Source organism: Clostridium sp. AM33-3 (assembly GCF_003480315.1).
In the GTDB taxonomy this organism is placed as follows: domain Bacteria; phylum Bacillota; class Clostridia; order Lachnospirales; family Lachnospiraceae; genus Brotaphodocola.
Genome location: NZ_QUIV01000005.1, coordinates 40,528 through 62,694 on the forward strand (window position 1 = coordinate 40,528; position 22,167 = coordinate 62,694).

Genomic DNA, 22,167 nt, shown 5'->3' on the forward strand with positions numbered 1-22,167 from the left:
ACGTTTTAACTCTCCTGTCCTTCCACTTGCTTTCCCATGTAGTAAAATCCCTTAGACTCTTCCAGCCATACATCCACGATCTTTCCGATGAGGCTTTCATCTCCCGGGAAATGCACTACCGTGTTATTGCTCAAACGTCCGGTCACATAGCCTTCCTTGTGGTCGTCCGGCATCTCCACCAGAACCTTCTGTATCGTGTGAAGATCACGTCCGCAGACCTCGGAGGAAATCTCCTGGACTTCTTTGAGCAGGCGGTCAAAACGTTCCTTTACAACTGCTTCCGGCACCTGCTCCATCGCTGCGGCAGGCGTTCCGGTACGCTTCGAATAAATAAAAGTGAAGGCGCTGTCATAGCGGACACGGCGCACCACATCCATGGTTTCCGCAAAATCTTCCTCCGTTTCGCCCGGAAAGCCCACAATGATATCCGTGGTCAGGGCAATATCCGGAATAGCCGCACGAAGCTTATCCACCAGCATCAGATAACGCTCCTTATCATAATGGCGGTTCATCAGCTTTAAAATACGGCTGCTGCCGGACTGCAGCGGAAGATGCAGATGATTGCAGACCTTCTCGCAGTCGCGCATGGCCTCGATCAGCTCATCGGAAAGATCCTTCGGATGGGAGGTCATGAAACGGATACGCTCCAGGCCTTCGATCTTGTTCACCTCACGCAGCAGCTGTGCGAAGGTCATCGGCTCTTCCAGATTTTTTCCGTAAGAGTTTACATTCTGACCGAGCAGCATTACTTCTACCACTCCGTCTGCAACCAGTTTTTTGATCTCGGCTACAATATCCTCCGGTTTTCTGCTGCGTTCCCGTCCGCGCACGTACGGCACGATGCAATAGCTGCAGAAGTTGTTACAGCCAAACATAATGTTGACACCGGACTTAAAGGAATATTTCCGGTCCACAGGAAGCTCCTCCACGATCTTGTCCGTATCCTTCCAGATATCTACTACCATGCGGTTTTCACTCATCATGCGGCAGCATAACAGTTCTGCCAGTTTAAAGATGTTATGAGTACCAAAGATCAGATCCACGTAGGAATAACTCTTTCGGATTTTTTCAATTACGGACGGTTCCTGCATCATGCAGCCGCACAGGGCGATCATCATGCCGGGACGCTTCTTTTTTAAGGTCTGCAGATAGCCAAGACGGCCGTACACCTTCTGGTTTGCGTTATCACGAACCGTACAGGTATTGTAAAGCACCAGATCTGCATTCTCGGATTCCACTTCCAGCAGGCCGATCTCTTCTAAAATTCCGCAAAGCTTCTCGGAGTCCCGGGCATTCATCTGACAGCCGAAGGTTGCGATGTGGAAGGTACCGTATTTTCCTTCTGCCTGAAGTCTTAAAAGCAGTTCACTCTCATAGCGTCCTGCGGCCTCCCCGCTGTCTGCCAGACTTTCAAACTGCTGCTTCCATAAGATTTTTGCCTGTTCTATAAAATAGTACTGGCGTGCGCCATCATCCTCCGGCGCCGCAGCACGGATCATTTCAAATTCCGGTGTTTCGTTCTGTTTGTATATTTTCATCTTTACCTCATTATTCACATTATGATATTTCAAATTTTCTTCCCTGTACGGAAATCCACGCACTCGGACGGATCGTAATAGATCCGGTCCTCTGCCTCCAAAACTGCCCTTCCGTTCTCTACCGACACAATATTTACCGCGCAGTTTGGCGGAACCTTTCCATGCCAGAAATCTGTCTTGTCTTCATACACATTGTGCAGGATACCCCTGCAGGCGCATCCATGGCTGGCAATCAGAATCGTCTTATCCTTCCAGTCCGGATTGCTTACCAGCTCATCCCAGAATTCCCTGGTACGGGCACAGAGCTGTGTGATCGTTTCTCCGTCTGCTGCCGTCTGAAAATGAAACGGATCCTGATAAAAGTCCTGAAAATGCTCTGACGGGATCTCAAAATTTGCTTTGCGGCAGCCAAGTCCTTCCCATGAGCCAAAGCTCAGTTCCTCGATCCGGGCATCCTCAAGCACCGGGACCTGCCTGCCCGCCAACACCAGGTCCGCTGTCTGCCTTGCCCGCTTTAACGGACTGGATATGGCAAGATCAAAGGGGACCTCTTTTAATGCCTCACCGGTGATCGTCGCCAGCCGGATGCCATTTTCATTTAACGGGATGTCTGTCTGGCCCTGAAGACGTCCCTCTGCATTCCAGGAGGTTTCTCCGTGCCGGATAATGTAAAGCTTCATTATGGTCTCACCTGCCCGTTTCCGTAGATAATATACTTCGTGGTGGTCAGCGCCTTTAAGCCCATCGGTCCTCTTGCATGAAGCTTCTGGGTGCTGATGCCGATCTCAGCGCCAAAGCCGAACTCTCCGCCATCGGTAAAGCGGGTAGACGCATTGACATAGACGGCTGCCGCGTCAATCCGGTTCAGAAATTCCTGGGCGTGATTGTAATCCTGCGTGATGATCGCTTCGGAATGACCGGTATTGTAACGATTGATATGGCGGATTGCCTCATCCAGGGAATCCACCAGCTTCAGAGACAAAATATAGTCCAGATACTCCGTTCCCCAGTCCTCCGGCGTGGCTGCGGAAAACTCCGGCACGATTCCTCTTGCCGCCTCATCTGCCCGCACTTCCACAGACTTTTCTGCAAGACGCGCTGCCAGCAGCGGGAGAAATTCCTCCGCAATGCTTCTATGTACGACCAGGGATTCGCAGGCATTGCAGACGCCGATGCGCTGAGTCTTGGCATTCTCGATGATGTTCAGTGCCATCTCAAAATCTGCCGTCTCATCCACATAGATATGGCAGTTGCCTGTACCAGTTTCAATGACCGGCACAGTGCTGTTTTGAACGACACTGCGGATCAGTCCGGCGCCGCCACGCGGGATCAGCACATCCACAAACTCATTTAGGCGCATGAACTCCGTGGTCACCGCCCGGTCTGTATCGGTGATCAGCTGCAGGGAGTCTTCCGGCAGTCCCGCACGGGAAAGTCCGGTCCGAAGCCATTTCACGATTTCCTTATTGGACTCAATGGCATCACTTCCGCCTTTTAAGATCACGGCGTTTCCGGTCTTAAAGCACAGACCGAAGGCATCGGATGTCACATTGGGACGCGCCTCATAAATCATGCCGACCACGCCAAGCGGCACACGCTTCTCGCCGATCAGAAGACCGTTTGGTCTTGGCTTCATGGATGCCACCTCTCCCACCGGATCCGGCAGCCTGGCGATCTGCAGCAGACCATCTGCCATAGCCTGCAGACGATCCGGTGTGAGCTCCAGACGGTCGATCAGTCCCTGGCTCATGCCGTTTTCCGATGCCCGTATCACATCCTCCTGATTTGCCGTCAGAATATCCTCTTCCCCATCGAGGAGTGCCTGGGCTGCCTGACGCAGGCCTTCATTTTTCTCTGTAATACCAAGACTGTTTAAATAGGATGCCGCTTCCTTTGCGCGGACACCGATCACTCTCAAATCCATGCCTGATCCTCCTGTTATCACATAATCCATCGTCTTATCATGCTCCTCGACAGGGAGCCTGGAAAAAATCTGAAACGGATAGCAGACCGCCACCCGCTTATGCTCCGGCTCCTCCGAAAAGAAGCGGTCATAAAAGCCGCCGCCATATCCCATGCGGTCGCCTGCCCTGGTAAAGGCTGTTCCCGGCGTGATCACCACAGCCTGCGGGCAGCATGCTTTTTCGCAGTGCTCTTCCGGTTCCGGAATATTCCGAAAGCCCGGGACCAGGTCTTTTCTGCTCCGCACCAGATAAAAATCCATCCGCTCTCCGGCCACCCGCGGCAGCGCCACCAGATAGTTCTGCTGCCACAGCGCATCCATGAGCTGAAAGGTATCTGCCTCTCCACCAAATGAAGCATACAGATACACGGTATCCGGGATCTTTTTTTCTGCCCGCAGGCGGCTTAAAAGCGCCAGTACCTGTTCCCGGATCTGCGCGTCCATAGTCTCTTTTCGTCCAATGGCTTCCGGCTTTTGCAGCTCTGCCCGCAGCATGCGGATCTGACTGCGGATCTTGTTTTTAAGACTGGGTATCTTTGATTCCGCCATATTTCTTTCCAAGATCGGTAATAGTGCCGTCCTTTTCCCTGATCGAAATGTTATTTAAATGCGCTCTCATGTTGTTTTTGATAGACGCTATATACTCCTTGCGAAGTCTCGCCTGCTCTTCCTTTTCTTCCTCGGTCAGCCCCACTGCCTGGGATTTGTGGTAGAGGGCGTTGATGCGGTCGATACTGCTCTGATCCATAGTGATTCTCCTTTACTTTCCTGTCTCATATTTGGTATTGATATAATCCATCAGATCAAAATCCCGGTTTGGATGTGCCAGGAATAACGTTCCCTTCTCTTCTCCGTTTATCAGTTCATGGATCACATCCACATGATCCGCATTGCAGATGATCATGTCAGATCCGCTGTCTGTGGCAATCCGGGCTGCAGCCAGCTTGGCCGCCATACCGCCGGTTCCCACATCACTTCCGGAGCCGCCTCCCATGCCGATCAGTTCCGGTGTGATCTCCTCAACCAGGCCGATAAATCTTGCATCCGGATTCCTGTGGGGATCCTCCGAATACAGTCCGTCAATATCGGACATCAGGATCAGAAGATCTGCGCCGATGAGTGCTGCCACGATCGCAGAAAGCCGGTCATTATCACCGAACTGGATTTCGTGGGTGGAAACCGTATCGTTTTCGTTGACGACCGGCACTGCTCCCAGTCTCAAAAGCTCCTCAAAGGTATTCTGGGCATTGATCCGGGAATCCTGATTCGTCATGGTATCCTTTGTCAGAAGCACCTGCGCCGCAATGTGGTTGTACTCAGAAAAGAGCCGCTGGTACACCATCATGAGGCGGGCCTGTCCTACCGCCGCGTAAGCCTGCTTTTCAGAAATGGTCTGAGGGCGTTTCTGACCGCCAAGAACCTGCCGTCCGGCCGCGATGGCACCGGAGGAAACCAGTACTACGTCTTTTCCCTCTCCCTTCAGATCGCAGATCACACGGATCAGCTTTTCAATCTTAAAGAGATTCAGTTCCCCGGTATTTTCATGGGTCAGGGAAGAAGAACCGATCTTGATAACAATCCGTTTTTTATCCTTTAGTTTTTTTCTGAAATCATTCATATCCCGCTTTATTTATCCTTTTCATCTAATCTGTAACGTCTTGCAATGGCCTCAGCTACCTTCACGCCGTCCATCGCCGCAGAGGTGATGCCGCCCGCATAACCGGCGCCCTCACCGCAGGGGTACAGTCCCCGCAGCTCACTCTCAAACTGTTCATCCCGCCAGATACGCACCGGGGATGAGGTGCGGCTCTCAACGCCCGCAAAAACGGCATCCGGCCGGTCAAAGCCGCGGATCATATGTCCAAAGCCATCCATAGCCTCCATCAGCGCCAGGTTCAGCGGCTCCGGCAGGATGGAACGGACATCACCAAAAGCCCATTCGCCCCGCATCTGGGGATTTACCCCGCCAAGTTTACGGCTGATCACATTCTGGCAGAAATCTCCGTAAAGCTGTACCGGGATCTTGCCGCCGGCTGCCTGGTATGCTGCCTCCTCCAGTTTTCTTTGGAATGCCACGCCTCCAAGGGCTCCGCCCTCCGGGAAATCCTCCGGCGTGACCGTAACGATCAGGGCACTGTTGGCGTTCTCTCCGGCACGGTCGTGATAGCTCATGCCGTTTACCGCCAGCCGTCCGGATTCGGAAGAGGCATTCACCACATAACCACCCGGACACATACAGAAGCTGTATACACCGCGCCCGCTTTTTGTCTGTCTGGTAAGTTTATAATTTGCCGCGCCAAGGGCTCCGGCCTCCTCCCGCCCATACTGGGAGAGATTGATCATCTTTTGGGGATGCTGGATACGCAGTCCCACCGCAAACGCCTTCTGTTCCATGGGGACCTTCCGGTCCAGCAGCATGGAAAAGGTATCTCTTGCGCTGTGCCCGATGGCAAGCACCACCACACTGCTTTTGATTTCTTCCTCCACCGGAGCGCCTGTCTGCGGATCTGCAAAGGAAACCTTCACACCGCATACTCGGCTCTGTTCCGTCAGAAGATCTGTCACCTGCGTATCAAACCGTACGGTTCCGCCCAGGCGGATGATTTCTTCACGCATATGCTTAACCACCTCAGCCAGCACATCCGTACCGATGTGTGGTTTATGGTCATACAAAATAGAAGGATCCGCGCCGAACTCGGTAAAAAGCTCCAGGACCAGTTTTCCGCGTCCCAGAGGATCTTTCACCAGAGTATTCAGTTTGCCGTCAGAAAATGTGCCGGCACCGCCCTCGCCAAACTGCACATTGGTCTGCATATCCAGCGCGCCTCCCTGCCAGAACGCGTTCACCTTTTTCTGTCGCTCGTCCACTGCGCTTCCTCGTTCCAGCAAAACAGGGCGGTAGCCCTGCCTTGCCAGCATCAGACCGCAAAATAAGCCTGCCGGCCCGGTTCCGATGATCAGCGGACGCTCCTTTAACACCGTCTCACCGGATTTCGGAAACCGGTAGCGCACCTCTTTGCAGAGACTGATCTGCGGATTTTTCAGCTTATGTATAAGCTCAGTTTCCTTTTTGACCGAAACATCGACTGTATAGCTGTAAAACAGTTCCGGCTTCTTTCTTGCATCCAGCGAGCGCTTTCGTATATGCAGTTCCCGGATCTCTTCCGGCGAAATCCGCAAAAGCTTCGCTGCCTTCTTTGTGAGCATCTCCGGCGTATGATCTGCCGGAAGCTTGATCTGTGTTAATCGTATCATAGTCTAATTTCTCCCTGCCGTTCTTCCTGCCACGGCCCCGGTGCTCCAGGCCCACTGCAGGTTATAGCCGCCGCAGATGCCGTCTACATCCGTCAGCTCTCCCACCAGGAACAGGCCCTTCACCAGCTTTGACTCCATGGTATCCGGCCTGAGTTCCCGTGTGTCCACGCCGCCGCAGCATACCTGGGCCTGCTCAAAGCTGTTGGTGGATATAACCGGCACTTCAAATTGCTTCACCTGCACAGTCAGTGTCTCCAGCTGGCTGTCTTTGATGCGCGCACAGGTAACATCAAGCGGAATGCCAGCCTGTTTTAACAGTACGGCGGCCAGCTTCTTATTCAGAACTCCATTCAAAAACTCCCCAGACGGCCGGTATCCCAATGCTGCCTTTCTCTGTTTTAGCATGGTTCTGGTATCTTCCATGCTCTTTGACGGGAAGAAATCCAGCAATGCGCTGACCTGTCTTCCCTCATCCAGGGCACGCGCCGCATAACGGCTTACCTGGAAGGTCGGAATGCCGGAAATACCGTAATCTGTAAGCTGCACCTCGCCCTCATCAGCAGCCAGGGTCTTTCCGTTACTCACCAGACGCACCACCGCCTCACAGCGCACACCTGCCAGCTGTTTGAAAAAGGTGCCCCTGCACCTCAGCTGTACCAGTGCCGGAAGAGGCTTTACAATGGTGTGTCCAAAGGAGCCTGCCAGCTCATAACCGCTGCCATCGGAACCGGATACCGGAGCTGCCTTGGAACCAGCCGCCAGGATCAGGCTGTTTCCCTGAAACAGACCCTGATCACTCTCCACGGTAAACATGCCATTTTTCGCCTTCCACGCCTTTTTGATATGACAGGAAAGCACCGTCTGAATGCCCAGATGCTCTGTTTCAAAGCGTAGCGCATCCAGTACGGAAGCAGCCTGATCCGAATTCGGGTAAATGTAGCCATTCCGGTTCTTCGTTACAATGCCGATCCCGTCAAAAAAGTTCAGGGTATCCCAGACAGAAAAACGATCCAGTACCTTCATGGGAAACAGCTTCTGGCTGCTCCGGTAATATTCAGGCCGCACGGACAGGTTTGTCATGTTGCACCGCCCGTTTCCCGTGGACAGGATTTTCTTTCCCACCCGGTCCATATGCTCCAGAATGGTCACCTCTGCACCCTCTCTGGCTGCCATGATGGCTGCCATAAGTCCGGAAGCCCCTCCTCCGATGATCAGTACTTTTTTCTTCACGTTTTTCCTCCGCCGTAATTTTTCGTCATTTGGATACTATTGTATCCAGTTTGCCCTTTCTTTTCAAGCAGTTTTTAGCTTGTGTAGGACTCCAGATAGTTAAATACCTCTGCCATGGAAGAAAACCAGAGCCCTTCCCGCAGCCTTGCGCGCTCATCAGGCGGAAAATCCATCAACGGCACATGGGTATACAGACAGATGGTTTTCCGGTCCTTTAAAAACACGAGAAGTATACCATCCTCCGCAACCAGATAATAGATTTCCCTGCTTTCCGCAACCGCCTGCACGTGATCGTTATTCGCGGCCATCTGGTCCTCTGTCACCGTTTCCGGTACTGTATCGCGTTCTATTGCAGTTTCCGGTGTGTCCACAGCCCCACTGTTTTCCCAATTGCGCCGCACAAAAAACGCGATCAGGACACAGACCAGGCTAACCCCCAGAAATAAAAATAAACAGATCCTATACTTTTTCATGGAAAATCCCTCCAAGTATAGTATCTGCTTATTTTTTGATTTTATACGGTGCTTACTTTCCTTCGATCTTTGCCGGCTGCATATCGTTGGTGGTACAGATGCAGATCCAGGTCTTCCCCGGATTCAGTACGATTTCATTGCCGGACGCGTCATAATAGTGCGTCACACCGAACTCTCCGTCTTTCTCACAGGTAATATCCTCTGCCTGTCCATTAGAAATGTAATAGCCCCAGGTATCTGCCTGCACATTGATATTGCGGTACTCAGTGGACGCATAATAGGCTGCCGGACAGTACTGGATGATCAGGTTCTTCACGGCAATCTGCCCTTCATTTCCCATATGTGGACCGCCATACTGGAAGCGGTAATACAGTCCGTCATCCTCATGGTACTCAAACCACGGATTATTCAGCTTATAACCCGGTGTTACCTTGTAGGCTTCCCGAACATCGGCACCATGCATAACGGCCTGTGTTCCTTCCTTCGCAAACTTAAAATGTCCGTCATAGTCTGCGTTATATTCCTGACTGTAGCCCAGTTTCTGAATGGCGCGCTGAATGCCCTCAAAGCTGGCGTAGGCGTTATGCGGAGTTTTTTTGTCCCTGGAACGGAAGTAAGCCGTGCTTCCCTGGCCCTCAATGCCATTGATGTTATCAATGAATTTCAAATATGGCTTTGCAAAGGTACTCTGTCCGTAATGCGCGTAGATGGCATCAAACTCTCTGGCAAAATACACATAGTAGGTTCGGCAGCTGCGTACAGAACCGATCCGGCTTAAGTCATCGTAATCCTCCATAATAGCCAGATACCGGTTCATGGTAGCTTCCACCGGTACCTCGTAAACGACCCCGGCCCGGTTGATGCCATACTGCGGCAGTGCTGCCTTATCGTTGCTCATCATAATAGCCAGCGGACGGCGGTTGCCCTGGGAGACAGGCACCATCTCACCGGTCAGATAGCTGCGGATCCTGCCGTCTTTCTCCACCCTCGGCTCCTGCTCATCCGGATCCGGCGCCTCAGTTTCCGGCGCTTCTGTCTGCGGTGCCTCGGTTTCAATCTCGATGGTTTCTGCCGCGGTTTCTTCTACGGAGGATTCCACGGTGATCTTATTATGTACTTCTTTTGTGCCGCAGCCGGTCAGTGCTGCAGCCCCCACTGCAAGACACCACGCTGCCATAACCCCAAACGCATACTTCTTCCCCTTGTTTTTTCTCATCTATGATAGCCCTCTCCTGCCAGTATCTCTCTCTGCCTGGTTTCCATTACCTCGCGCTCTGCGTCTTCCATATGGTCATAGCCGCACAGATGGAGCATGCTGTGGGCAATGAGGAACGCCAGCTCCCGTTCTCTGGAATGGCCATACTTTTCAGCCTGCTCGATCACCTTTTCCACAGAGACAATGATATCGCCCAGGATCAGCTCTCCGGTTTCCGGATTGAAATAATCCTCCACAGCCTCCTCCACATGGCTGAAATCGGATTCCTTCTCAAAATCAATCATAGGAAAGGATAATACATCTGTCGGACGGTCGATCTGGCGGTAATCCCGGTTGATCTCCTGAATCGCGTCATTATCTGTCAAAATCAGGTTCACCTCAGCCTCATAAGGGCACTTCTCATAGTCCAGCGCTGCAGGTATGATGTCATTTGCAACCTTTTCATAATCCACATCCAAAGGCTTGTCTGTCTCATATTCAATATTAATGGTCATGTATATTCCGCCTTTCTGCCAGGCATATTCCCCGCCCGGCATGTTTTGCTTTTATCGTCTCTGCTATCTGCGATATTTGAACTCTTTTAACCGATGTGTTTTTTCCTTCGGCGGCTGTTTTGCCGGATTCTTCTTTTCGTAATCATCGTAAGCCTGTACAATCTTCTGAACCAGCGGATGACGCACTACATCGTTGCTGGTCAGGTTGCAGAAACCGATATCATCGATCTTTCCAAGCACCTTCATGGCTACATCCAGACCGGATACCGCTCCGCTCGGCAGATCCTTCTGGGTCTTGTCACCGGTAATGATGACCTTGGAGCCAAAACCGATACGGGTCAGGAACATCTTCATCTGGGCCGGTGTGGTATTTTGTGCCTCATCCAGGATGATGTAGGCATTGTCGAGGGTACGTCCCCGCATGTATGCCAGCGGCGCTACCTCGATCAGTCCCTTCTCCTGGTTATGCAGAAAGCTCTCCGCTCCCATGATCTGGTACAGGGCATCATAAAGCGGCCGCAGATACGGGTCGATCTTGCTCTGCAGGTCACCCGGCAGAAATCCCAGCTTCTCGCCAGCCTCAATAGCCGGCCTGGTTAAGATGATGCGGTTCACATCGCCGTTTTTGAACGCAGAAATTGCCATGGCCATAGCCAGATAGGTTTTTCCGGTTCCGGCCGGTCCGATACCGAAGACGATCATCTTCTTGCGGATGGTATCCACATACTGTTTCTGTCCTACGGTTTTCGGCTTCACCGGCTTTCCATTAATGGTCCGGCAGATAATGTCCTTGTCGATCTCGAGAATGGCATCGTCTGACTCGGTAAAGCACAAAGACAGAGCATAGTCCACGTTCTGTTCGGTAATGGCGTTGCCGCGCTTTGACAGCTCCACCAGATTGTTGAACACGCTCTTGGCGCGGCGGATCATCAGTTCCGGCCCGATCAGCTTGATGGCTCCATCTCTCGCAACAATCGTCACGTGCAGTGTCCTCTCGATCTTTTTTAAATAGCCGTCAAACTGTCCGCACACATTTTTCTCATGCTCCGCCGGGATATCAATTATAGTCTCAATTACACTCATTCTGTATTATCTGCTCCTTACTGTTCACACGTTGTGTACTATTCTAGCTTCTGTCCGGTTCCGGCCTCCTCTTCCACGGTCATGCTCCCGCAGATTATCCAGCCGTTACTGTTATCTAATATTTTAACATCATTTTCGATTATTTGTACCCCTTTTTCGGTTAATTTTTGTAATTTTCTTTCATGAACTGCTTTTGTAAGGTCATTTAGCTCTGTTTTCGTGCGTTTTCGTTCTACCTTCTCATACTCCCTGGCCGTAATTGCTTCGGTCCAGACCGGAAGAAAAAAATCTCCGAATAAAACGATCTGTCTGGAAACACCGGTCAGATCCCAGTTTCGTTTCCCGGCTAACGGAGGCATGGCCAGAATATCCACTGCTCCGGCCCGCAGGCGAAAGCCCCGCTGCATCTTTCCGGTATAGCTCCGCACTGTCTGAAAGTGCGGCACCCATTCCCTGTAGATCTTCGTTGTCCGCAGACGGATATCGGCATCGGCCCGCACAAACAGAGTCCGCTCCACCTCCCCGGAATCGTTGGTGACCGGCAGCATCCCTTCTACCAGAATCTGCCCCTTTTCCACCTCATCCCCGGGCTGTACTACCGCTTTTCCGGCCCTCACCAGGATGGAAACGACCGTTCCTGCTGTTTCAGCCACCAGGTTTCTTGGTGATTCTTCCCGAAGGGGAATACCATCCGCTGTCTCATTTTCCCGTATCCGGATCTGCAGCCGGGTCCCGGATACATGGGCAGATACCCAGACAATCCGGGAGCAGCGGCTTCTGAGTTCCTCCTCGATCCTGTCACAGTCCACGCCTCTTTTGGGCATTCCATAGCAGACCCCGATTTCCCGAAGCTGTCCTGTCAGCATGTCATCCGTGAAAAGAAGGTTTCCGGAGAAGCTGATATTCCAGATAAAACGGGAAAGGACAAACAACAGCAGAAAAAACGAAGCCGCCCCAACGGCAAACAGCTTTCGCTTCCGGTTCCGATATAAAAAAAAGGGCAGTCCCAGTTTTTCCTGGATGCGGACTCGCACCCCGGCTTTTCTTGCAAATGGGCGGATCCGGTAAAAATCGGGCAAGAGCAGAAAAAACCGGTATTCTTCTTTCTCACAGGCAATATTCCAAAGCAGGATTTTGCTGCTCCGGCACAGGTTGAAAAAGCGTTCCGGTGACCGTCCTGTCAGACGTACGCGCACATATCCGGTGTAATGCTGCTTCAGCCACCGCATACTCTGTCTCCTCCGATTCAATCACAAAATTCCATACTCCGGATCTGACCTCTGATTTTCATGGAATCACGGTCATAATATACAATATTCAGCCTGCGCCCACAGATCTGCAGTCTGCAGTTTTTGCCCTGAAGCCGGATACAATCCTCTTCAAACAGCAGTATTTTCCGATAGTTTTCCACAGTTACACTGTGCCTTCCGGAAAAGGACAGCAGGATCTCCCCAAGCATTACATCGCCCGGAAGTTTTAGCTGTTCCGTTACAGATTGTTTCGCGTGTTCCAGCATGCCGCTGCTCCCATTGCTTTTTACATAAAAATATACGAAAAAATCCCCGGTCATAGACCAGGGATTTCGGAAATACTTAATTAAATTTGCGTTTTCTTGCAGCTTCAGACTTTTTCTTGCGTCTTACGCTTGGTTTCTCGTAATGCTCTCTCTTACGAATCTCCTGCTGAATACCAGCCTTTGCGCAGTTTCTTTTGAATCTGCGTAATGCGCTGTCCAGACTCTCGTTCTCTTTAACGATAACGTTTGACATAGCTCACACCTAACCTCCCTCCAGTTGTGTACTTGTGCATAATACAACTGTTTGGGTATTTTATAGCACTGGTATGATTATAGCATAAAATCTCTATTCGTCAACTGTTTTTTTGAGTTTTTTGCGGATTTTCGTAATTTTTTGTTTTACCGGATCTGTTCTGCTGCAGTCTCGTATGCTTTCTCCAGGGCTGCGTCCACGCCTGCCGGATTCTTGCCGCCTGCCTGTGCCATATTCGGACGGCCGCCGCCGCCACCTCCAACCAGACCTGCGATCGCCTTGACCAGGTTGCCTGCATGGGCACCCTTCTTCTGGGCCTCATCGGTCGCAGTTACCATCAGGTTGACCTTGTCACCCTGAACAGATGCCAGAACGATCACGCCCTCACCAAGCTTATCCTTTAACTGGTCGCCCAGGCCGCGCAGTCCGTTCATATCTACGTCAGCTACCTTTGCAGCCAGAACCTTCACGCCCTTCACGTCACGTACCTGGTTCATAACATCGCCCAGGGACTCGTTGGCCAGTTTGCTCTTTAATTTGTCGTTCTCAGCGTGCAGAGCCTTGATTTCCTCCAGCATGGATTCGATCTTGGCCTTTAAGTCTGCCGGAGTGGTCTTTGCTGCTTTTGCTGCCTCGGCCAGCTCCTGCTCCTGATTCTCATAGTAACGCATGAGACCTTCACCGGTCAGTGCCTCGATTCTTCGGACACCTGCTGCGATACCTGCCTCAGAGAGGATCTTGAATGCATGAATCGCGCCAGTGTTAGCGACATGAGTACCACCGCAAAGCTCGGTAGAGAAATCGCCCATCTTAACCACACGGACCTTCTCACCATACTTTTCGCCAAACAGCGCCATAGCGCCGGTCTTCTTCGCTTCATCCAGAGTCATCTCCTGTGTTACAACATCCAGATTCTCCTGGATCTTCTGATTTACCAGCTCCTCAACCTTTTTGATCTCCTCCGGAGTCATGGCAGAGAAATGGGTAAAGTCAAAACGGAGTCTGTCCGGAGTTACCAGGGAGCCGGCCTGCTCTACATGGTCACCGAGGACGCTGCGCAGTGCCTTCTGAAGCAGATGGGTTGCGCTGTGGTTCTTCTCGGTGGAACGGCGGGAGGCCTCATCTACCTTTAAGGTAACTGTCTCGCCTGCTGCCAGCATGCCGCTGGTCATGTGTCCTACATGGCCGATCTTGCCGCCCTGTAAGTGAATGGTATCCTCTACCACAAAGGTACCGTTGTTAGCACCGGTGATCACACCGGTATCACCGCACTGTCCACCCATGGTTCCGTAGAACGGAGTCTCCTCTACGATGATGGTTCCGCGCTGGCCGTCGGTCAGGGCTTCCACGATCTCGGTATCGGTTGTCAGAACGGAAATTTCAGACTCATGCACCAGTCTGTCGTAGCCCACGAACTTAGAGGTGATCTGAGCCGGGATGGACTGGTATACGGTTACATCCGCACCCATGTAGTTGGTTGTCTTACGTGCTTTTCTTGCCTTCTCACGCTGCTCTTTCATAGCTGCCTGGAAGCCTTCCTCGTCTACGGTCAGGTTCTTTTCTTCCAGGATCTCGATCGTTAAGTCTAACGGGAATCCGTAGGTATCGTACAGCTTGAAAGCATTCTCGCCGGAAAGAACGGTCTCGTTCTTTGCGGACATCTCGCTTTCCATATCTGCCAGGATCGCAAGGCCCTGGTCGATGGTCTTGTTGAACTTTTCTTCCTCTTCCGCAAGAACCTTTAAGATCATAGCCTTCTTCTCTTCCAGCTCCGGATATCCGTCCTTGGAAAGCTCGATAACTGTCTTGGAGAGCTCCGGCATAAATCTTCCCTCAATGCCAAGCAGACGTCCGTGACGTGCTGCACGGCGGATCAGACGGCGCAGAACATAGCCGCGGCCCTCGTTGGACGGCATGATGCCATCGGAGATCATGAAGGTACAGGACTTTACATGATCAGCAATGATACGCAGGGAAACATCCTTCTTGTAATCCACCTGGTACTCTGTGTGTGCCAGAGCACAGACCTCATCCAGAAGTGCCTTGTTGGTATCTACGGTAAACAGGGAATCCACATCCTGGACTACAACAGCTAAACGTTCCAGACCCATACCGGTATCGATGTTCTTCTGTTTTAACTCCGTGTAATTGCCATGGCCATCGTTCTCGAACTGGGTGAATACGTTGTTCCATACCTCGATGTAACGGTCGCATTCACAGCCAACGGTACAGCCCGGCTTGCCGCAGCCGTACTTCTCACCGCGGTCATAGTAGATCTCGGAACATGGACCGCACGGACCTGCGCCATGCTCCCAGAAGTTGTCCTCTTTGCCGAAGCGGAAGATCTTCTCTGCCGGAACACCGATCTCTTTATTCCAGATGTTAAATGCCTCGTCATCATCTAAGTAAACAGACGGATACAGACGGTCTTTCTCCAGACCTACGACCTCAGTTAAAAACTCCCAGGACCAGTGGATTGCCTCATCTTTGAAATAATCACCAAATGAGAAGTTGCCCAGCATCTCAAAGAAGGTGCCGTGACGGGCGGTCTTACCGATGTTTTCGATATCACCGGTACGGATACATTTCTGGCAGGTGGTCACACGTCTTCTCGGCGGAATCTCCTGTCCGGTGAAATAAGGCTTTAACGGTGCCATACCGGAGTTGATGAGGAGCAGGCTGTTGTCGTTGTGCGGCACCAGGGAAAAGCTCTTCATTGCCAGATGTCCCTTGCTCTCAAAGAATTCCAGGAACATTCTTCTCAGTTCGTTTACTCCATACTTCTTCACTTTACTACTTCCTCCGTATTATTGCCGCTGCCCGCACTGCATGCATGCAGCGGCTGGATTTTGCTGCCGTTCTTATGCGCGGTCAGCCTCTTTTTTGTCTCTGAACTTTTTGCCGCAAATGATTCCCGCGTACGCGAGCGCTGCAAAAATGATGGCTTTTACGGTATATCCAATCAGACTGGTTGCGATAGCTGCCATAATAACTTCCTCCTTATGTTCAGAAAAACTATTTCAATTCATCTTTGTATCTTACCATAGGAACCTATAATTATCAAGTCCCCAAAAAGCAGGCAGAAAACTGTTTTTTCGTCTTCTGCCTGCTTCCTGCTTTCTGTTCTATTCCGTTTTATCAAGAATGGTTTCATACCGCCCTGCCAGATCATAAACACGTTCTCTTGTGAGATCACACAGGGAACGGATGTATTCTAACTCCTCCAGCGCGCTCCCGCTCTGCTTTTTGGAATTGGCCACCGCAGCGCTCTCCCGGTCACGGACCCAGCTGCGCTGCTCTGTAAAGAACGCGGTCTTTTCATCTCCGGACAGCTGCTGCTCCAGAGTTTCCAGGATGCTCTGCATTTTGCTTTCCCAAAGCTTTCTTTCTGACTCTGCCGCAGCCTTCAGGGCATTGGCGCTGCTGTCCGCAGACACACTCCGGCGCTTCTCCGCCTGGTCATCCAGCTCGGCGAGCTGTGCCAGGATACCGGTTTTTGTACCCGGCTGTCTTTCTTCTTTTTCCATGGCAATTCTGCCGGCCGTATCTTCCGCCTCCTCCGGCAGATCAGCCTGAGCCATAATCCTCGCATTTTCCGAAAGCGGTTCCTCACCGGGCTCAGCGGCTGTGTTCTGCACGGAAAAAGCGCGCGCTGCCTCCGCTGCGGCTTCTGTTTTCACAGGTGCCGTATCTGCCTGTCCTGACACAGCCTGTTGTGCCGCCTCTCCGGAAACATACTGCGCCTCGCTGCCCGCCAGATGCCGTGCAGAATAATCTGTGATTCCAATTCCTGCCACACAGATCACTGCAATGGCTACCCAGATTCCTTTTAGCTTCATAAATCCATCCGTCCTGCCTATTCTGTATTGTTCCAATCAAATTCCGATCCACTGAACATACCATAACATAAACAGGTCTAAATGAAAATATAAGTTCAAAAGAAGTAAAGAATTGTAAGAAAGACTTAACAGTTTCCGGCAGCTGACAGTCCCGGAGCAATCAGGCGTTGAGCCCTTCATCTGTGAGAAGGCTGCTCCCATCCGCCGCCGCGGTAGCCAGCTGGTCGCACCGTTCATTGAGCGGATGTCCGGCATGGCCCTTCACCCAGATAAAATTCACCCGGTGGGCGGCCTTTGCTTTTAAAAGCCGCTCCCAAAGGTCAATATTTTTCACCGGACCGCTTTTTCCGCGTTTCCAGTTGTTCCTGACCCAGTTGTCGATCCAGTGCTGGTTAAACGCGTCTGTCAGATATTTGGAATCCGAGTACAGATCCACCTCGCAGGGACGGTTTAACGCCTCTAACGCCACAATGGCCGCCATCAGTTCCATCCGGTTGTTGGTGGTTTTTTTGTATCCGGCAGACAGCTCCTTTTCGTGAAGCTGTCCCTTGCTGTCCGTAAAATGCAGGACTGCACCGTATCCTCCCGGTCCGTCCGGATTTCCCCTCGCTGAACCATCGGTGTAAATCTGTACTTTTGACATTTCTGTTATTCTCCTATCTGTCCCATTTGTCACATAATGCATTGATCTGATCGGCAAATTTTGCCAGATCCTTGTTGGCACCGCCCTCGTTTCTGCGGATGACGCCCATCAGGCGCTCACCGGCAGCCAGAAGCCGTGCAAAGACACCACTGGCTTTCTTTGCCAGAGCACTCTTGGCCTGGATCGGGATACCTGCGGTTTCCCGTACCCAGACACCCTTTATCAGGTCAAACTCAGAGCCTGAAAACGGCGCCTTGGCCGGTACACCGGTCTTTTCTGTGATGAGCTCGGCAAAGCGGTCGCAGACATCGTCATTGCCATGAACTACGAAAAACTGCTGAGGCTTCTTTTCAAAGGCCAGTGCCCAGGTCAGAAGACCATTCTGATCAGCGTGTCCGCTGATGTCGTGAAGCACCTCGATGTGGGCTTCCACATCAATGCTTTCACCAAAGAGCTTCACTTCCTTCGCACCGTCCACCAGGGCACGGCCAATGGTGCCGACAGCCTGGTATCCGGCAAAGATCACCGTACATTCCCTGCGCCACAGATTGTGCTTTAAATGATGGCGGATACGTCCTGCGTCACACATGCCGGACGCAGAGATGATAACCTTCGGCTTTGCATCAAAGTTGATGTTGATGGACTCGTCACTGGTTACGGAAAGCTTCAGACCCGGAAAGGCAATCGGGTTGATGCCTTCCTCCACGAGCTCCCTGGTTTCTTCATCGTAGCATTCTGCCTGATTTTCCTTGAACACGTGGGTAGCCTCCACCGCCAGCGGACTATCCACATAAACCTCAAAATTATCATGACCGTGGATCAGACGCTGGGCTTTGATCTGGCGGAAGTAATAAAGAAGCTCCTGGGTACGTCCTACCGCAAAGGCCGGGATCACGACATTGCCGCCCCGGTCCAGGGTTTCCTGGACGATCCGCACCAGCTCCGAAATATGATCCTTTCCCTTCTGGTGGAACCGGTCCCCGTAGGTAGACTCCATGACTGCGTAATCTGCTTCTTTCGTGTAGATCGGATCCCGGATCAGGGGCTTGTTGAAGTTGCCGATATCGCCGGAAAAAACGATTTTCTTCTCCACTCCGTCTTCCTTCATCCAGATTTCAATGGAAGCAGAGCCCAGCAGATGGCCGATATCCGTAAACCGGACAGAAACCTCATCATTTACTTCCACAATTTCATCGTAGTAATATCCTTCAAAATGCTCCAGTACCCCCAGTGCGTCGCTCATCTCGTATAATGGCGGCACTTCCGGACGTCCGGCACGTCTTGCTTTTCTGTTTTTCCACTCTGCCTCCGTCTCCTGGATATGCGCAGAATCTTTTAACATGATGTTGCAGAGGTCGCAGGTGGCGTTGGTCGCAATGACACGCCCCTTGAAGCCCCTGGCATAAATATAAGGCAGCATACCCACGTGGTCAATGTGGGCATGGGTAAGAAGCACAAACTGGATATCAGACCACGGCACCGGCGGCTCTACATTTTCATAGATGTTTATGCCCTGCTCCATGCCGCAGTCTACCAGGAATTTACTGCTTCCGACTTCCAGATAATGACAGCTTCCCGTCACCTCATGAGCTGCTCCGCTGAAAACCAATCTCATAAAGCACCCTCCTTTTGTATGTATGTGCTCTCGGAGTCCGAGGGTACATGGTTAAATGATGATGCAGATCAGGCCTCCGTTGCTGTCGTTGATGATCTTCTGGAGGGCATCCTGAAGCTTGGACTGGCATTCCTCCGTCATCTGGTTTACCTTGGCCTGAATTCCATCCTCCACAATCTGTTCTATGGATTTTCCGAAAATATTTGTCTCCCAGATCCCGTTTTCTTCCCTGTTTGCGTTGTCCTTCATATAAGCGATGAGATCCTGGGCCTGCTGCTCGCTTCCCACAATGGGGGCAATCTCTGTCTGGATCCGTGCCCGGATCAGATTGATGGACGGCGCTTCCGCCTTCATCTTAACCCCATAACGGTTTCCGTGCCGGATCACCACCGGCTCATCCAGCACGATCTCCGAGCGCTCCGGCGTCACCACACCGTAACCTCTGGCCCGCACCTGCTCCAGCGCGTTCCGGATCTTGTCATACTCCTGTTTCTTTTCGGCCAGCTCCTTCAGCTGCTGCATGAGTTCATACTCATCCCCAATGGAGAGTCCGGAAAACTCACTTAAGATCTGATAATAATAATCTTCATCAAACAGCATCCGCACCGCGACTTTTCCGTCTGACAGATCCATGCGCCCGGTTTCCATGCTGCTTACCGCCTTCGCTTCATCATCCTTCCAGGAATCCGTAAGATCCTTCATCCTGCGGATATGGCTCATGGCATTGCGGGCTGCCTTCACAGCCTGCTGCTTCAGCCAGTGCGAAGCCGGCAGAAGTTCCAGCCACTTCGGGATCTGAAAATCCACCTCTGTGACCGGAAATTCAAAGAGGACCTGCTTTAAGATCTGATAAATATCCCCCGGCTTCAGCTGCTCGCAGTTCACCGGCATGACACAGACCTCATATTTCGTTTCCAATTCCTTTGCCAGATTTCTGGTTTCTTCCGAATATGGCCTGCTGGAGTTTAAAAGCACCAGAAACGGCTTTCCGATCTCCTGAAGCTCCCGGACTGCCGTTTCCTCTGGCTTTATGTAGGCCTGCCGCTCCAGCTCTCCAAAGGAACCGTCTGTGGTGATCACAAGTCCGATGGTGGAATGATCCCGGATCACCTTGCGGGTACCGATTTCCGCTGCCATGGTAAAGGGAATGCTCTCTTCAGACCATGGCGTTTTCACCAGGCGCTCCTTTTCATTTTCCAAGTGCCCGCCGGCTCCCTCCGTCATAAAGCCCACACAGTCCACCAGCCGTACTTGTACAGCAGTATCTTCCCCCAGGGCAATACGGGCTGCCTCCTTGGGAACAAACTTCGGCTCCGTAGTCATGATGGTCTTTCCTGCCGCACTCTGAGGCAGTTCATCCCGGGTCCGATTCTTCTGGTTTTCATCGGTAATGCCCGGCAGCACCATCTGTTCCATAAATCGCTTGATAAAGGTAGATTTTCCGGTCCGCACCGGTCCTACCACGCCCAGATAAATCTCTCCGCCGGTCCTTGCCTGAATATCCCGGTATACACTGTACTGTTCCATATAGACACTCCCCCTGCCAAAACAGCTCTGTTACCGGTGACAGACTAAAAATCCGATCACACCGGTCAGTACTGTTTCTAATATATGCAGGAGCATCCTGGAATCATGCTTTTCTGATGCAGAAAATATAAGGATCCGCCGGATCGATCAGCGTTTTCCCATGTACAGATGCCGCGGGATTCCGTCTACCATAACAGACGGGGAATCCCCCTGGATCAGCGGTCTTACGTAGTCAATAAATTCTTCTGTCACATAAGTGCCATCCTTTGTGATCCACTCTCTTGGTACCATCTTCTCACCATTTGCGATCTTGTGCACATCGTAAATGCCGGTTGCGCACTGATACGGATCATCCGATACACGGTCAATGACCACCATCTTGCCGGAATCCCCCTCATCGGCTGCCTTGACAGCAGCACCGCCGACCATAAAGGCCTCATTTACATCCACGCGGGATGCAAGATGCGCTGCACTGCGCTGTAAGGTAGAAAACTCCACGGCACGGGTTTTGCATCCAATATCACGATGAATCACGTTCGCCAGGTAGCTTGCGGTTCCGGTCAGCTGCTTATGGCCGAAGGCATCGACATAATCGGAGGCACTTCCCAGCTCGCTGACATAACGGCCGTCCTGGATGCGGATACCCTCAGAAACTGCGACAACGACTACATCCTTCCTGGTCAGAAGCTTGCGCACCTTTGCGGTAAACTTTTCGATGTCAAAGGTCAGCTCCGGCAGATAGATCAGATCCGGTCCGTCGCAGTCCTCTCCGCGGGACAAGGCAGCTGCACCGGTCAGCCATCCGGCATTGCGGCCCATGATCTCTATGATGATCACCTGCTGTTTTTTATAAGAGAAGCCAAGGCCGTCCCGGATCACTTCTTTGGTAGAGGTTGCAATGTATTTTGCGGCACTTCCATAGCCCGGCGTATGGTCGGTCAGGGCCAGGTCGTTGTCAATGGTCTTCGGAACGCCCACGAACTTCTGGGACTGCCCCGTCAGAATTGCGTAATCCGACAGTTTTTTGATCGTGTCCATGGAATCATTTCCGCCGATATAAATAAAGCATTCAATATTCAGCTTATTTAAGATTTCAAAAATCTTTACATAAATGTCCTGATTTTCATGGATATCCGGCAGTTTATAACGGCAGGTGCCAAGGAATGCAGACGGCGTACGTTTTAAGATTTCCACATCCAGATCACTGCGGATAAACTTGGAAAGATCCACGTACTGTTCATCCAGAAGCCCCTGGATTCCATACAGCATACCGTATACCTTTTTCGCTCCGCGGTCAACCGCCGTCCGGTATACACCTGCAAGACTGGAATTGATAACGGCAGTCGGCCCTCCGGACTGTCCTACGATTACATTGCCCTTCATAAGTAAACCCTCCTTCATATAAGCTTTGCGCAACAGGGTCCCCACACCCAATTACTTTGCCTAAATAATACCATAAAAAGGAGCAAAAAGTCTAGGACTTTCCGCTCCTTTTTCGGTCGTTTTCAGACAGTTTGAATTT

The 22,167-nt window shown here is 51.7% G+C and carries 20 protein-coding genes and 2 pseudogenes; all 22 read right to left on the bottom strand.

Annotated features, from left to right (window positions below):
• Positions 1-5: 5 nt before the first annotated feature.
• The 22 genes and pseudogenes from miaB to DW819_RS04230 all read right to left on the bottom strand — a co-directional run bounded on the left by miaB (position 6) and on the right by DW819_RS04230 (position 22,028).
• The gene (miaB, locus tag DW819_RS04135; RefSeq protein ID WP_118732306.1) at positions 6-1,538 is read right to left on the bottom strand and encodes a tRNA (N6-isopentenyl adenosine(37)-C2)-methylthiotransferase MiaB; all 1,533 of its coding nucleotides are present in this window, start codon (positions 1,536-1,538) and stop codon (positions 6-8) included.
• A gap of 29 nt (positions 1,539-1,567) precedes the next feature.
• On the bottom strand, positions 1,568-2,218 hold the full coding sequence (locus tag DW819_RS04140; protein ID WP_182432562.1) for a histidine phosphatase family protein: 651 nt from the start codon (positions 2,216-2,218) through the stop codon (positions 1,568-1,570).
• On the bottom strand, positions 2,218-3,462 hold the full coding sequence (locus tag DW819_RS04145) for a glutamate-5-semialdehyde dehydrogenase (RefSeq protein ID WP_243025574.1): 1,245 nt from the start codon (positions 3,460-3,462) through the stop codon (positions 2,218-2,220). The genes DW819_RS04140 and DW819_RS04145 overlap by 1 nt, the downstream gene beginning before the upstream one ends.
• Before the next feature lie 24 nt (positions 3,463-3,486).
• A pseudogene (locus tag DW819_RS15900) lies at positions 3,487-4,050 on the bottom strand (5-formyltetrahydrofolate cyclo-ligase); the annotation flags it as partial.
• The gene (locus DW819_RS04150) at positions 4,022-4,249 is read right to left on the bottom strand and encodes a DUF896 domain-containing protein (protein WP_118732212.1); all 228 of its coding nucleotides are present in this window, start codon (positions 4,247-4,249) and stop codon (positions 4,022-4,024) included. The gene DW819_RS04150 and the pseudogene DW819_RS15900, both read right to left, overlap by 29 nt.
• Positions 4,250-4,261: 12 nt before the next feature.
• Entirely contained in the window at positions 4,262-5,119 is an 858-nt protein-coding gene (gene proB / locus DW819_RS04155; protein WP_118732213.1) for a glutamate 5-kinase, read from the bottom strand.
• A gap of 8 nt (positions 5,120-5,127) precedes the next feature.
• Positions 5,128-6,756 carry an FAD-dependent protein gene (locus tag DW819_RS04160; RefSeq protein ID WP_118732214.1) on the bottom strand — a complete coding sequence of 543 codons (1,629 nt, stop codon included), beginning with the start codon at positions 6,754-6,756 and terminating at the stop codon, positions 5,128-5,130.
• 3 nt (positions 6,757-6,759) lie between these two features.
• A pseudogene (locus DW819_RS04165) lies at positions 6,760-7,992 on the bottom strand (NAD(P)/FAD-dependent oxidoreductase); the annotation flags it as partial.
• A gap of 68 nt (positions 7,993-8,060) precedes the next feature.
• Positions 8,061-8,459 carry a hypothetical protein gene (locus DW819_RS04170; RefSeq protein WP_118732216.1) on the bottom strand — a complete coding sequence of 133 codons (399 nt, stop codon included), beginning with the start codon at positions 8,457-8,459 and terminating at the stop codon, positions 8,061-8,063.
• A gap of 52 nt (positions 8,460-8,511) precedes the next feature.
• On the bottom strand, positions 8,512-9,675 hold the full coding sequence (locus DW819_RS04175) for a DUF3048 domain-containing protein (protein ID WP_243025564.1): 1,164 nt from the start codon (positions 9,673-9,675) through the stop codon (positions 8,512-8,514).
• Positions 9,672-10,169, bottom strand: a complete 498-nt coding sequence (ybeY, locus tag DW819_RS04180) for an rRNA maturation RNase YbeY (RefSeq protein ID WP_118532552.1) — start codon at positions 10,167-10,169, stop codon at positions 9,672-9,674. Before ybeY ends, DW819_RS04175 begins: the two co-directional genes overlap by 4 nt.
• A 63-nt stretch (positions 10,170-10,232) precedes the next feature.
• The gene (locus DW819_RS04185; RefSeq protein WP_118732217.1) at positions 10,233-11,252 is read right to left on the bottom strand and encodes a PhoH family protein; all 1,020 of its coding nucleotides are present in this window, start codon (positions 11,250-11,252) and stop codon (positions 10,233-10,235) included.
• Positions 11,253-11,290: 38 nt separating this feature from the next.
• Complete coding sequence (locus tag DW819_RS04190; RefSeq protein WP_118732218.1) at positions 11,291-12,481, bottom strand: sporulation protein YqfD; 1,191 nt, start codon at positions 12,479-12,481, stop codon at positions 11,291-11,293.
• A gap of 17 nt (positions 12,482-12,498) precedes the next feature.
• Complete coding sequence (locus DW819_RS04195; protein WP_118732308.1) at positions 12,499-12,768, bottom strand: YabP/YqfC family sporulation protein; 270 nt, start codon at positions 12,766-12,768, stop codon at positions 12,499-12,501.
• 76 nt (positions 12,769-12,844) lie between these two features.
• Positions 12,845-13,021, bottom strand: coding sequence for a 30S ribosomal protein S21 (gene rpsU, locus DW819_RS04200; protein WP_005539624.1), 177 nt, complete (start codon positions 13,019-13,021; stop codon positions 12,845-12,847).
• A 146-nt stretch (positions 13,022-13,167) separates the two neighbouring features.
• Positions 13,168-15,777 (bottom strand): alanine--tRNA ligase, encoded by a 2,610-nt coding sequence (gene alaS, locus DW819_RS04205; protein ID WP_243025576.1) that lies wholly within the window; start codon positions 15,775-15,777, stop codon positions 13,168-13,170.
• A 105-nt stretch (positions 15,778-15,882) separates the two neighbouring features.
• Positions 15,883-16,008 (bottom strand): hypothetical protein, encoded by a 126-nt coding sequence (locus tag DW819_RS16055; RefSeq protein WP_279220936.1) that lies wholly within the window; start codon positions 16,006-16,008, stop codon positions 15,883-15,885.
• Between the two features lie 138 nt (positions 16,009-16,146).
• Entirely contained in the window at positions 16,147-16,860 is a 714-nt protein-coding gene (locus DW819_RS04210; RefSeq protein ID WP_118732220.1) for a lysozyme inhibitor LprI family protein, read from the bottom strand.
• 160 nt (positions 16,861-17,020) lie between these two features.
• Complete coding sequence (gene rnhA, locus DW819_RS04215; RefSeq protein ID WP_118732221.1) at positions 17,021-17,503, bottom strand: ribonuclease HI; 483 nt, start codon at positions 17,501-17,503, stop codon at positions 17,021-17,023.
• Positions 17,504-17,516: 13 nt separating this feature from the next.
• Entirely contained in the window at positions 17,517-19,118 is a 1,602-nt protein-coding gene (locus tag DW819_RS04220) for an MBL fold metallo-hydrolase (protein WP_118732222.1), read from the bottom strand.
• A gap of 51 nt (positions 19,119-19,169) precedes the next feature.
• A complete protein-coding gene (gene spoIVA / locus DW819_RS04225) occupies positions 19,170-20,645 on the bottom strand; it encodes a stage IV sporulation protein A (protein ID WP_118732223.1) in 1,476 nt (491 codons plus the stop codon).
• Positions 20,646-20,792: 147 nt separating this feature from the next.
• Positions 20,793-22,028 (bottom strand): 6-phosphofructokinase, encoded by a 1,236-nt coding sequence (locus DW819_RS04230; protein ID WP_118732224.1) that lies wholly within the window; start codon positions 22,026-22,028, stop codon positions 20,793-20,795.
• Positions 22,029-22,167: the final 139 nt, after the last annotated feature.

Coding starts and splice junctions, on each gene's coding strand:
- miaB (WP_118732306.1), bottom strand. CDS start 1,538: ATGAAAATATACAAACAGAACGAAACACCGGAATTTGAAATGATCCGT.
- DW819_RS04140 (WP_182432562.1), bottom strand. CDS start 2,218: ATGAAGCTTTACATTATCCGGCACGGAGAAACCTCCTGGAATGCAGAG.
- DW819_RS04145 (WP_243025574.1), bottom strand. CDS start 3,462: ATGGATTTGAGAGTGATCGGTGTCCGCGCAAAGGAAGCGGCATCCTAT.
- DW819_RS04150 (WP_118732212.1), bottom strand. CDS start 4,249: ATGGATCAGAGCAGTATCGACCGCATCAACGCCCTCTACCACAAATCC.
- proB (WP_118732213.1), bottom strand. CDS start 5,119: ATGAATGATTTCAGAAAAAAACTAAAGGATAAAAAACGGATTGTTATC.
- DW819_RS04160 (WP_118732214.1), bottom strand. CDS start 6,756: ATGATACGATTAACACAGATCAAGCTTCCGGCAGATCATACGCCGGAG.
- DW819_RS04170 (WP_118732216.1), bottom strand. CDS start 8,459: ATGAAAAAGTATAGGATCTGTTTATTTTTATTTCTGGGGGTTAGCCTG.
- DW819_RS04175 (WP_243025564.1), bottom strand. CDS start 9,675: ATGAGAAAAAACAAGGGGAAGAAGTATGCGTTTGGGGTTATGGCAGCG.
- ybeY (WP_118532552.1), bottom strand. CDS start 10,169: ATGACCATTAATATTGAATATGAGACAGACAAGCCTTTGGATGTGGAT.
- DW819_RS04185 (WP_118732217.1), bottom strand. CDS start 11,252: ATGAGTGTAATTGAGACTATAATTGATATCCCGGCGGAGCATGAGAAA.
- DW819_RS04190 (WP_118732218.1), bottom strand. CDS start 12,481: ATGCGGTGGCTGAAGCAGCATTACACCGGATATGTGCGCGTACGTCTG.
- DW819_RS04195 (WP_118732308.1), bottom strand. CDS start 12,768: ATGCTGGAACACGCGAAACAATCTGTAACGGAACAGCTAAAACTTCCG.
- rpsU (WP_005539624.1), bottom strand. CDS start 13,021: ATGTCAAACGTTATCGTTAAAGAGAACGAGAGTCTGGACAGCGCATTA.
- alaS (WP_243025576.1), bottom strand. CDS start 15,777: ATGTTCCTGGAATTCTTTGAGAGCAAGGGACATCTGGCAATGAAGAGC.
- DW819_RS16055 (WP_279220936.1), bottom strand. CDS start 16,008: ATGGCAGCTATCGCAACCAGTCTGATTGGATATACCGTAAAAGCCATC.
- DW819_RS04210 (WP_118732220.1), bottom strand. CDS start 16,860: ATGAAGCTAAAAGGAATCTGGGTAGCCATTGCAGTGATCTGTGTGGCA.
- rnhA (WP_118732221.1), bottom strand. CDS start 17,503: ATGTCAAAAGTACAGATTTACACCGATGGTTCAGCGAGGGGAAATCCG.
- DW819_RS04220 (WP_118732222.1), bottom strand. CDS start 19,118: ATGAGATTGGTTTTCAGCGGAGCAGCTCATGAGGTGACGGGAAGCTGT.
- spoIVA (WP_118732223.1), bottom strand. CDS start 20,645: ATGGAACAGTACAGTGTATACCGGGATATTCAGGCAAGGACCGGCGGA.
- DW819_RS04230 (WP_118732224.1), bottom strand. CDS start 22,028: ATGAAGGGCAATGTAATCGTAGGACAGTCCGGAGGGCCGACTGCCGTT.